This is a genomic window from Microcystis sp. LE19-10.1B (assembly GCF_027530565.1).
GTDB classification, from domain to species: Bacteria; Cyanobacteriota; Cyanobacteriia; order Cyanobacteriales; family Microcystaceae; genus Microcystis; species Microcystis aeruginosa.
Genome location: NZ_JAPZQM010000068.1, coordinates 1 through 10,812 on the forward strand (window position 1 = coordinate 1; position 10,812 = coordinate 10,812).

At 42.7% G+C, this 10,812-nt stretch carries 6 protein-coding genes and 2 pseudogenes; 5 read left to right on the forward strand and 3 right to left on the reverse strand.

Annotation, left to right across the window (positions count from 1 at the left end):
* Nucleotides 1–167: 167 nt before the first annotated feature.
* Nucleotides 168–1,454, forward strand: a pseudogene (locus O9332_RS02450) (RNA-guided endonuclease InsQ/TnpB family protein).
* 6 nt (nt 1,455–1,460) lie between these two features.
* Nucleotides 1,461–1,697, forward strand: a pseudogene (locus O9332_RS02455) (YebC/PmpR family DNA-binding transcriptional regulator); the annotation flags it as partial.
* 148 nt (nt 1,698–1,845) lie between these two features.
* Here the strand turns inward: O9332_RS02455 and O9332_RS02460 are convergent.
* Both O9332_RS02460 and O9332_RS02465 read right to left on the reverse strand, forming a co-directional pair.
* Nucleotides 1,846–2,457: a 4Fe-4S single cluster domain-containing protein gene (locus O9332_RS02460; RefSeq protein ID WP_002759744.1), complete on the reverse strand. Its 612-nt coding sequence runs from the start codon at nt 2,455–2,457 to the stop codon at nt 1,846–1,848.
* An 81-nt stretch (nt 2,458–2,538) separates the two neighbouring features.
* Nucleotides 2,539–3,720, reverse strand: coding sequence for an RtcB family protein (locus O9332_RS02465; RefSeq protein WP_288023501.1), 1,182 nt, complete (start codon nt 3,718–3,720; stop codon nt 2,539–2,541).
* 368 nt (nt 3,721–4,088) lie between these two features.
* Here O9332_RS02465 and O9332_RS02470 point away from each other — a divergent pair, with 368 nt between their 5' ends.
* From O9332_RS02470 to gltS, 3 genes are all read left to right on the forward strand, one after another.
* A complete protein-coding gene (locus O9332_RS02470; RefSeq protein WP_002759741.1) occupies nt 4,089–5,063 on the forward strand; it encodes a hypothetical protein in 975 nt (324 codons plus the stop codon).
* Nucleotides 5,064–5,720: 657 nt separating this feature from the next.
* Entirely contained in the window at nt 5,721–7,625 is a 1,905-nt protein-coding gene (gene dnaK, locus O9332_RS02475; protein ID WP_002759737.1) for a molecular chaperone DnaK, read from the forward strand.
* A 138-nt stretch (nt 7,626–7,763) separates the two neighbouring features.
* A complete protein-coding gene (gene gltS, locus O9332_RS02480) occupies nt 7,764–8,972 on the forward strand; it encodes a sodium/glutamate symporter (protein ID WP_002759736.1) in 1,209 nt (402 codons plus the stop codon).
* Nucleotides 8,973–9,204: 232 nt separating this feature from the next.
* Here the strand turns inward: gltS and O9332_RS02485 are convergent, their stop codons facing one another.
* Entirely contained in the window at nt 9,205–10,167 is a 963-nt protein-coding gene (locus tag O9332_RS02485) for a protochlorophyllide reductase (protein WP_002759735.1), read from the reverse strand.
* Between the last annotated feature and the right edge of the window lie 645 nt (nt 10,168–10,812).

A 10,812-nucleotide genomic window follows, 5' to 3' on the forward strand; every position in this document is an offset into this window, starting at 1 on the left:
TTACCTAAAATGTCGGATGAATGCCCCCGCTAAATTTTTCGACAAGACATCAACCTTTGCGGGGGATGAAATCCGACCAAGATATTAACTGCGAAGCACGATTTTAATTCTACCATTTGTAGGTAAACTGTGTTATACTTAATTTATCCAGGGTCGAGGATTAATCAATGCTAGTCGTAGAAGCCAAGTTAAAAAACGGGACACCAGAACAATACCAAAGACTAGATGAAGCAATTAGGACATCTCAGTTTGTGCGTAACTCTTGTGTTCGTTATTGGATGGACAATCAAGGGACAACCCGCAATGATCTTCAAAAGCTTTGTGCTGTACTAGCAGACAATAAAGAGACACCTTATGTTAATAAATTAAACTCTCAAGCTCGTCAATCGGCTGCTGATAGAGCCTGGCAATCAATTAGTCGATTTTATCATAATTGTCATGCCAAGATACCAGGTAAAAAGGGTTTTCCTCGGTTCAAAAAGCATAGTCGTTCGGTTGAGTATAAACTAACGGGCTACAAACTATCAGATGATCGACGTAAAATCAGATTTACTGATGGTTTTAAAGCAGGAGAATTTGATTGATGGTGTAGTCAAAAGACCTTAGTTTATTATTCAGAACAACAGATTAGACGGGTAAGAGTTATTAGACGTGCTGACGGTTATTATTGCCAGTTTTTGATTGACGTAGAACGGCAAGAATACCATAAACCAACGGGACAAATAACAGGAATTGACTTAGGGTTAAAAGAGTTTTATACCGACGCTCAAGGCAATACCGTAGAGAATCCCCGTTATTTAAGAAAGTCAGAAAAACGACTGAAAAAAGCACAAAGGAGATTATCAAAACGATTTCGCAAAGGAAAGAAACAGTCTAAAAACTATCACAAGCAACGGATAAAAGTAGCTAGGCTTCATCTTAAAGTGTCAAGACAACGTAAAGACAAAGCAATTAAAGACGCTTTGGCGTTAGTCCAGTCTAATGATTTGGTAGTCTATGAGGCTTTAAAGGTAAGAAACTTAGTCAAAAACCATAAGCTGTCTAAGTCGATTTCTGATGCTTCTTGGTATCAATTCACTGAATGGTTTGAATTTTTTGCCAAGATTTATCGGATCGTTTGTGTTGCTGTCCCTCCCCATTTTACTAGCCAAGATTGTTCAGTTTGTGGGACGAGAGTTCAAAAAACATTAAGCACTAGAACTCATCAATGCCCCAATTGTCAAACAGTCTTGGATAGGGATCGTAATGCAGCAATAAATATTCTTAAAAAAGGGTTACAATATTTGGGAAATCATCTCAACGGTACTGTTGGGCAAACAGAAACCGACCCAAACGCCTTGGGAGAGTCCGGTCTCTGGATTTTCAGTGGAGACATTGAGAATCTAAGCTGTCTCGTTGAACAAGGAATTTCTAACAGCGATGTGGAAAGAATCCCCCGTCACAGCGTAGCTTGACGGTGGGAGTATGTCAATGAGGTGTCTAACCTGGAGAGATTGAATAAGGTTCTGCAAGAAGCGGGATTTAAGGTCAAAGAAGCAGAATTACGCTGGATTCCCACTAATACCCTAGAAGTGAGCGATCGAGACCAGGCCTGTTTTTTATTGAAGTTAATCGACACCCTAGAATCCCTCGATGATGTGCAATCGGTAACGGCTAATTTTGATTTAGTCGAGGAATTGATGTTAGTGGATCTGTGATCCTAAATTACTAGGCAGTGATCACTGATCAGATTTGAGTTCTCAGTGAGCGGTATGAAGTGAGAGTAAGTAGTTGGATAATCTTGATTACTGATCACTGATCACTGATTACTGTTTACTGATCACTGATTACTGATTCTGGGCCCAATCAAGAAATAATCTGTCCCCAAAATCCCGTAAAAATTCGGGTTCCGTCTTTGAGAATATGAATTTCCACTTGATCCGATGCCCAATTAATCTGATCTTCCAGAGCGGGATTGAGGACGTGAATCCGTTGATTGCTAGAAGAAACGGGAGAATCGGGGGAATGAATAGCGAGGGATTCCACATAGGCCCCATCCACCAAAATATCTAACTGGGCCAATAATTCTTGAGAGTGGGGCGGTGCTTGGGTTGAGCGCAATTGTTCGATCGTAAATCCCGTGAAGGACATCACATTTAAGCCTTTTTCCTTAACATATTTAGCTAATTCTGTCAAGGCTTTTGCTTGCCAAAAAGGTTCACCTCCGGAGAAAGTTAGGCCACTATTGCGGGGATTAGCCAAAATTTTGGCAGCTAGAGACTCAACAGTAATTAATTGATTGATCTTAAAGGGCCAGGAAGCTGGATTAAAACAACCCCGACACTCGCGAGAACAACCCTGTACCCAGACCACCGCCCGACAGCCGGGGCCGTTAACGGCGGATTCATCCACATAGCCCATGATATTGAGATGATGGGCGGGAATTTGTGCTAATTGGGCAGCAATAGTCAGACTCATCGCTTATAATCCTCGATCGATTCCTATCTTTTTCATGCTAGGGAAAAAACGACAAAAATCGATCACTGTTGCCATGATTTGTTAACCTTTGACACACATCACCTGCTTGAGAGTGGCGACAATTTCCACTAGATCCGCCTGTTGATTCATCACCTGTTGGATCGGTTTATAGGCCCCCGGAATCTCATCAATAACGCCCTCATCTTTGCGGCATTCAACCCCTTCGGTTTGGGCGATTAAATCATCAAGAGTAAAGGTTTTTTTAGCCAGATTTCTCGACATCAAGCGCCCGGCCCCGTGGGAACAGGAACAGAAGCTATTATGTTCTCCTTTACCTTTAACAATATAAGATTGCGCTCCCATGGAACCGGGGATAATACCATAATCGGTTTCTCTGGCGCGGACGGCTCCTTTGCGGGTGACATAAACTTCCTCCCCAAAATGAATTTCTTGTTCGGCATAATTGTGATGACAATTAACCACTAAGAGGGGTTTAGTTGGTTTGCCTCCCGCTAGATGTTTTTCAACAATCCGTTTAAATCTAGCCATCATAATTTCCCGATTATAACGGGCATATTCCTGGGCCCATTGTAGATCGTGCCAGTAGGCGGTAAATTCTTCTGTACCGGCGACAAAGTAGGCCAGATCGAGGTCGGGTAATTTACCTTCTGCTAGTTTGGCTAACTCTTTGGCAGTATCAATATGACATTGGGCCAGTTGATTACCAATACCTCTAGAACCGGAATGGAGCATTAACCAAACTTGATTGTCTGTATCTAAACAAATTTCGATAAAGTGATTACCACCCCCCAGAGAACCCATTTGTTTAAGGGCTTTTTTCTCTAGGTTCTGCACGCCTCGATGAATCTGTTTAAATTCAGCCCATTTTGGCCATTTAGTTACTTCCCGATCCACTTCTTTATTTTCAGCAAAACCGACGGGAATATTCGCCTCCACATCGAGGCGAATTTTTTTAAGTTTTCCCTGCAATTGTTCGCCAGTAAAAGGCATTTTTAGGGCAGCCATGCCGCAACCGATATCGACTCCGACGGCGGCAGGAATTACGGCATCTTTGGTGGCAATCACCGAACCGACTAAAGCGCCTTTACCCAAGTGAACATCGGGCATTAAAGAAATGTGTTTATAAACAAAAGGTAGGGAAGCGACATTTTTGGCCATTTGGGTTTCTTGGGGTCCTAATTCATGCCCCGCCCAAGATAAAATCGGTGTCGGTGTGGAAATATCCAGAGTTTCGTAAGCCATAGTTTTTAGGAAATAATCAGGTAAAAAGCCGATGTAACCAAGACAATAAGGCAATTTAGATTCTGCGATGAATTAGATAAATTGTTATCAGTGATCGTGTTTTAGCGCCAGAGGATAAGCTGTTGACTATCTAAATTACTCGTTCAGACTGCACCAGAGTTCTGAGCATTTGTACTAAAATTGTCAAGACGCAGTTTAAATGCAGTACAGCTTATTACCTATATTACATTATATACTACATTCGTGTTATCAACAAGTTCCCAGAAAGAGCAGGCATTGGGGAGCTTTTTTGCTGTGATCGGTAAACAGTAAGCTGTTCAGCATCTAAATAGCGTATAACAGAAACAGTAACTTAGTCAAAAAATTCAATGATGAGCAATCTTACTGATTTACTCGCACTTCCATTTGGCAAACCTTTAGCTGAGATCGATGCCACAATCCTTGAGAGTTTTGGGGATAATTGTTACAAAATAAATGATCAGATTTATTTATTAACAATGAGTATTGACAATATTCCTGTATATAGAGGTCTTGCTTGGGTAGTTTCTGAGCGGGCAGCCGCCTGGATTTTTACAGGTCGTTGGTCTGATGATGAAATCAAACTGCCGCCACCAGATATTCTTTTACCAATGTTTACTATAAAAGATTATCAAAGTGTTTGTGAATTTGGCCGGCAAGTAGATCAGAAAAACTTTGTTAATGATCTTCCAGGGCCGCGAAGAGTAAAATTTAGCAACTACACTTACTATTATCGCATGGTAGAACCCCGTCAATCGGATGATCCTATTGGTATCGAGATCGATCGCCGACCAGAACAGTATAGGTATTGGGGAAATTCTCTAGTCATTATTAATAGTTGGCAAAGAACGATAACTAAAACCTTTCTTGACTTTCAACAATGTTCTCTTAACAATTTAAGAGGAGGGGGAGTCAATACTGGTAGTCATCTTATTCAGTTGAGAAGTTTTGGAAAGCCTGATAATTATCGGGAATCTATTTTATCTGTTTTTAATCCACCTACTCTATGCTATTTTGATTTGGGCTTAGAATTTGTGCCTTCTGTAGATATGCGTTTGGCCTACATCTACATCTATTTACAACCTAACTGTAGCAGTTTATTTTCCGAGGAAACCCGTTCTTCTACCTTTAGGGTTTTTTCTGGTGATCTTCTTTACGGAAATAGATTAATTAGTGCCTCTGAATTAGAGGATTTTCCTGGGTTAATTAACAGTTTTCAAGATAGCAGATTTAAACGATATGACACCGATACTTATATTCAAGAAATAAATGGAATACGCACAGGAACAATTGTTTTTACTCATGATTACATAATCTTATATTAATAAGTAGGTGGGTGGAATTAAATATAAGATGAACGTAGGTTGGGTTGAAGCATGAAACCCAACGCCCGCTCATGTTAGGCTACCGCTAACCCATCCTACAAATAATTGTGCCTCCCTACTTAGCACGATCTTTCAGTTATTAATAAAGTAAAGTGGCTCTTCTGGTTTCTGTGTGGAAACGAGGTCTATACTGATACTTTCTTCCGCAAAATAGCCCTAAAAGTCTTGCCCGATAAGCATTTCACGATTCCATAAGCAAAAATTATCACACAAAGTCGAGAAGAGCCGTAAAGTGCGGTAAATTTCTGAACTCTGGTAATGATCTTGATGTCTGAGATTCATATTTTCTACTTAAAAGAGAGGAAGTGAGGGATTTCCACCACCACTCCAGGGAAACCAAGGAGAGCGAGCATGGAGTGGTAAGAACTAAGAGTTTGTCTCACTTCTGACTCCTTTCCTTCACCACTAACTCTTTGATCCCGAACTGACATTAGCAATACTACCAAAAAGGTTCGGATACCTACACTATCAAGAAAGCGGGGTTATTTTGCACTATAGAGATAACGAAGGAACTGATAGGGGTGGGTATCGCCTAAAAACCGAGTACAGTTCCGATTCTAGAAGTCACTATAGTTGTATCGGAGCAGCACAAAGATTATGGGAAAAGTAGTTGGAATTGACTTAGGGACGACTAACTCCTGCGTCGCGGTTATGGAAGGGGGTAAACCCACCGTTATCGCCAACGCCGAAGGATTTAGAACCACGCCCTCAGTCGTCGCCTACGCCAAAAATGGCGACCGCCTAGTAGGACAAATCGCCAAACGTCAAGCGGTAATGAACCCGCAAAATACCTTTTATTCCGTCAAACGCTTCATCGGCCGGAAATTCAACGAAGTTACCAACGAAGCCACAGAAGTATCCTACAAAACTCTCCAAGACGGCAACGGCAACGTTAAATTAGACTGTCCCGCCCAGGGCAAACAATTCTCCCCCGAAGAAATTTCCGCCCAGGTACTGCGGAAACTGGTGGAAGATGCCAGTAAATACCTCGGCGAAACCGTTACCCAAGCAGTCATCACCGTACCCGCTTATTTTAATGACTCCCAACGTCAAGCCACCAAAGATGCCGGGAGAATTGCTGGGGTTGAAGTTCTCCGCATTATCAACGAACCCACTGCCGCCTCTCTTGCCTACGGATTAGACAAAAAAGCTAACGAAACTATTCTCGTTTTTGACTTGGGTGGGGGAACCTTTGACGTATCGGTTCTAGAAGTGGGTGATGGTGTCTTTGAAGTTCTCGCTACCTCTGGAGATACTCATCTCGGTGGTGATGACTTCGATAAAAAAATCGTCGATTATTTAGCCGGAGAATTCAAAAAAGTTGAAGGAATAGATCTCCGTCAAGATAAACAAGCCCTGCAACGTCTCACAGAAGCGGCAGAAAAAGCCAAAATTGAACTTTCTAGCGTTACCCAAGCGGAAATTAACCTGCCCTTCATCACCGCTACCGCCGAAGGACCAAAACACCTAGATACCACTTTAACCAGAGCTAAATTTGAGGAAATTTGCGCCGATTTAATCGATCGCTGTCGCATTCCCGTCGAAAATGCCATCCGTGATGCCAAAATCGATAAATCTGCCCTCGATGAAGTGGTTCTCGTCGGTGGTTCAACCCGGATTCCCGCCGTTCAAGAATTAGTTAAAAAAGTTCTGGGCAAAGATCCTAACCAAAGCGTTAACCCCGATGAAGTGGTAGCCGTCGGCGCCGCTATTCAAGGTGGTGTTCTCGCCGGTGAAGTCAAAGATATTCTTCTGCTTGATGTTTCGCCCTTGTCTTTGGGTGTGGAAACCCTCGGCGGTGTGATGACGCGGATTATTCCCCGCAACACCACTATTCCCACCAAAAAATCGGAAGTTTTCTCCACGGCAGTAGATGGACAAACTAACGTGGAAATCCACGTCCTGCAAGGGGAACGGGAAATGGCCAAAGATAACAAGAGTTTGGGAACTTTCCGACTCGATGGTATCCCTCCCGCTCCTCGTGGTGTGCCTCAAATCGAAGTGGTCTTCGACATCGATGCTAACGGTATTTTAAATGTCACCGCTAAGGATAAAGGTACAGGAAAAGAACAATCGATCAGCATCACCGGCGCTTCTACCTTGCCCCAAAATGAAGTGGAACGCATGGTTAATGAGGCAGAATCGAACGCCTCGGTCGATAAGGAACGTCGTGAACACATTGAACGCAAAAATCAAGCTGATTCCCTCGTTTATCAAGCTGAGAAGCAGTTAGCCGAGTTGGGCGATAAGGTTCCCCCATCCGAGAAAAATAAAGCCCAGGCATTGATTAAAGATCTGAAAGAAGCGATCGCTCAAGACGACGATGGTAAGATCAAAACCATCCTACCGGAATTACAACAAGCCCTCTACGCGATCGGTAGCAGTATGTATCAGCAAGGGGCCCCTAGTAATCCCACCGGTGGCAATGATGGCAATGGCCCCTCTGGTGGTGCTGGTGGTGGCGATGATGTCATCGATGCGGAATTCTCCGACGCTAAATAAAAATTAAGTTCATAGCTTCGGCAAGGACACAAGCTACCTTGTGTCCTTTTTTCCTTGCGGCTTTCTTAAAGATAAGGCTGTCACCGAAAATTAGGACTAAACTTAAGTGAACCATCTTGGAGGACTAAGATTAAGAAAATGGAAATTTACCAATTTAGCCAACGCCAGACAATTATTATGGCTATTCTAGTCCTCTATCTCGGTAAGTATTTAACCAAAAATATCAAATTTCTACAAGATTATAACATTCCTGATGCCGTTGCTGGTGGTGTCTTGGCTTCCTTATTTTTCGGTCTATTTTTTGCTGTTTTTAAATGGCAAATTGAATTTACCCTTAATGTTCGGGATGCCCTGTTAATCGTTTTTTTTACTACTATCGGACTGTCCTCAAAACTAAAAACCCTGCTGCAAGGGGGTAAACCCTTGCTAATTTTATTAATAACCGCCGTGGTTTATCTCATTCTACAAAATTTAGCCGGGTTAGGAGTGGCAAAAGTGATGGGATTAGATTTACCCATCGGTTTGATTGCTGGTTCCGTTTCTTTGAGTGGCGGTCACGGGACTGCCATTGCTTGGGCTTCTATTTTTCGTGATAATTATGGCATCGCCAAAGCATCAGAAATCGGTGTAGCTAGTGCTACTTTTGGGCTAGTTTTAGGGGGAATTATTGGCGGACCGGTGGCTAAATGGTTAATTACGAGAAATCGACTGCGAGCCAATAATCAAGACCAAGATTTAACGGTGGGAATTAAACAAAGCCAGAGGAATGTCAATATCGATTACAATACAATGCTCCATTCAATCTTAGTGATTGGTTTAACTATCGGTTTAGGTAATCAGATTAACTACTGGGCAACTCCCCTTGGTTTAAAATTACCGGATTTTGTCCCCTGTTTATTGGCAGGAATTATCCTGACTAATACCGTACCTTTGGTGTTGAAACGCTTTCCTTGGCCCGCTAATACGCCCTCTTTAGCCTTAATTTCTGATGTTAGTCTCGGTTTATTCCTATCTATGTCCTTGATGAGTTTACAATTATGGACATTGATCGATTTGGCCGGACCGATTGCTATCCTGTTATTAGTGCAGTTCTCACTCAGTATTATTTATACTGTTTTACTGGTCTTTCCCGTAATGGGAAAAAACTATCATGCTTCAGTAGTTTGCGCCGGTTATTTGGGTTTAACTCTAGGGGCAACTCCCACAGCTATCGCCAATATGACCGCGGTGACGGAACATTTTGGGGCTTCTCCCCAGGCATTTATTATTGTTCCTTTGGTGGGGGCATTTTTTATCGATTTGTCTAATGCTTTTATCATCCAGCAATTTTTGAATTTTCTGACTTAAAAATTTTTATCGATCAAGTAATTTTTGAGGAAAGTTGACTAATCTTTTCCGTCAAGATTGGCCAAAGCTTGCAGTAAAATCGGAATAATACCAAATCCGTTTTTAATAATATGATTAACTGCTAATCGAACTTTAAAAACCCAGTTATGGATTGTTTCTTGCTGCTCCGGCGCTCCCCGCTTCGGCAGGACACAAGTTACCTTGTGTCCTTTTTCAGGCTCAAAATCGGAAATTAGGCCAATCCGACTAATTTAGCGCTGTATTCCCACATTTTTGCCCCTCTTTCATCGTCGCGAGCTTGAGGAGAAACCCTTTGAACAAAGGATTTACCCTCTTTTTTCTGACGATTGCCCCAACTCCAGTAAGCACCGGATTGACGGTATTCGGGGTCAGCAACCACCATAGCGACTCTTTCCCCGGCTAATTCTTGGGAAACATAGCCACCGGTGATATTTTTCTGGAACCAGGGGAAAAACTGCTGGAAAAAGGGGTAATGGTTGCGGAAAAGGGGTGTATCGGCCACACAACCCGGATAGAGGGAAGTAAAAGTGATTCCGGTCGATTGGTGATAGCGTTTGTGCAGTTCCCGCATGGTGAGAACATTACACACCTTACTATCTTTGTAGGCTTTGACCGATTCAAATTTTTTGCCGTCGGCCATAGTAATCGGCTCTTTGAAACCCTTGGCAAACCCGTCCAAATCGCCCAAATCGGGACGAGGAGGAATTTTACCGCCTAATTCATCGGGATTATGGGTGACAGTGCCGAGAATGACTAAACGGCGGTCGGGAGAGGGAGAATTTTTTAGATCTTCCAAGAGCAAATTTGACAACAGGAAATGACCTAAATGATTGGTGGCCATGCTCAATTCATAACCGTCGGGACTTCTTAAGGGTTCTTTGAGCAAAGGCAGATAGATAGCGGCATTGCAGACTAAAGCGGTTAGGGGTCTGCCCAAGGCCCGGAAATTTTTAACGAAGCGCCGGACGCTATCGAGGGAACCGAGGTCGATAAATTCCATACAGTAGTTATCCCGGGGAATGTTCAATTCCTTGGCCGCCTGTTCCATTTTCGGGATATCCCGACAGGCCATAACCACAAACCAACCTCTTTGAGCAAGGGATTTAGCGGCGTAGAGACCGACTCCAGAAGTTGTCCCAGTAATGATCACCGTGGGTTTTTGATCTTGTACCATTTTTTGATAGTTTTCGTTAATCGCTCTGGTCTAGGGAATATCCAAGGGATTCCGATTATAAATTTTATCTCAAATGTCGGGGTTTCATCCCGTCCCTAAAAGCGACGGGATGAAACCAAGCGCCAATATAAAACAGCACTTCGACACATTTCGACAGGCTCAATGTAAAGGCTCAACGTAAAGGCTCAGTGACACGAAGCACGATTAAAAATAAGCGTCCAGTCTCCTGACAAAATCTCGAATAACTTCTTCTTGTAAGGGTCTTGACCTACTCAGGCCAAATAGCTACCATGTAAGTAGAGCGGATAGGGTAATCAACCGCTTTAAAAACCCATGTAGTCTAACCACTACGCTATCTGCACCTTGACAATTAAAGATATGGGGTTCTACTCAATAGTTCTAGTTTCCCCCTGCTCGTGATGTAAAATCTTTACGGGAAATAGACAAAGCAGTATTTGAAGCTAACGTTTCAATTCAAGCAAACTTTGTACCCCCCCCTTGCCCCTAGGGCTGTTTCATTCTCCCATCAGAATATCAAAAGTAAAAGCGATCACTGTCAGGTAAAATGAGAAGTGAACGCGAACTTTTGAAAGATATGTTGAGCTTAATAGAAAAACTAAAACAAGTCAAGGACTTTCGGAAAGA